Source organism: Streptomyces sp. NPDC054841, assembly GCF_053611045.1.
Genome location: NZ_JBSGZO010000929.1, coordinates 1 through 1,107 on the forward strand (window position 1 = coordinate 1; position 1,107 = coordinate 1,107).

General features: G+C 72.7%; 1 protein-coding gene. It reads left to right on the forward strand.

The genetic code is table 11. The features are described from left to right. Nucleotides 1-432: 432 nt before the first annotated feature. Nucleotides 433-1,095 (forward strand): helix-turn-helix transcriptional regulator, encoded by a 663-nt coding sequence (locus tag ACWGI8_RS44500; protein WP_093651875.1) that lies wholly within the window; start codon nt 433-435, stop codon nt 1,093-1,095. The last annotated feature ends 12 nt before the right edge of the window (nt 1,096-1,107 follow it).

Genomic DNA, 1,107 nt, shown 5'->3' on the forward strand with positions numbered 1-1,107 from the left:
GTCGCCGCCCATGGGCCGATGCCGCCTCCGGCACCGGCCCCGCCCGTCACCGGCTCCGTCGTCGGCGCTGCCCGCGCGGGCAGGACGGCGGCTGGAGGCGGTTGGACGGCGGTGTGAACGACAGCGTGGACGGGGCCGTGTGCCCGCGCCCGACGCCCCCGATTCGCCCGTGGAGCGGGCCTGTGGGCCTGCCACGACCACGGCTCGCTTTCCGGCGGCACGGGGTGGGGCAGTGCCCCCGCGGACGTGGGAGCGCTTGCTCATAAGATGATCGATCACGCGTCCGAATTGCCGGAATTGTTACTCACCAAATCGTGATCTTTCTCTAAAGGCGCGCGGGTTTGCTGCCGAAGAGGTGGTGACCCTTCAAGCACGGTTCGCCCCGGCTTTTTCCCCGAGCCGGCCCCGTCCCCCACCTTCCCAGGAGGCCTGGTGTCCGTTCTCCTCGAGCAGCCCGCAAGCCTGGTCGCCTACCGCCCGAACAAGCCGACGGCCATGGTCGTCGTGGCCGACCCGCGCGTCCGCTCCACCGTCACCCGCCACCTGTGGGCGCTCGGGGTGCGTGACGTCATCGAGGCGTCGTCCATCGCGGAGGCCCGTCCCCGCGTCGGCAACCCGCGTGACATCTGCGTTGCCGACGTCCACCTGCCCGACGGTTCCGGGCTGACCCTGCTGTCCGAGACCCGCGCCGCGGGCTGGCCCAACGGCCTGGCCCTCTCCGCGGCCGACGACATCGGCGCGGTCCGCAACGCGCTGGCCGGCGGGGTCAAGGGCTACGTCGTCACCGGTACGCGCACGAACCTCGGCCACCCCACCCGCCCCGGAGCCGCCCCCATCGGCGCCGCGGCCGCCCGGCTGCACCGCCGTCCCCCCGGCGCTCCGAGCCACCCGGGCGGCTACCGCGAGCTCTCCGGCCGCGAGGTGGAGGTGCTCCGGCTCGTCGCCGAGGGCCAGTCGAACAAGGCGATCGGCGTCTCGATGGGCCTGTCCGCGCTGACGGTCAAGAGCCACCTCGCCCGTATCGCACGCAAGCTCGGAACGGGCGACCGGGCCGGAATGGTGGCCGTCGCGCTGCGTACCGGAATCATCCACTGACCGCTTTACACC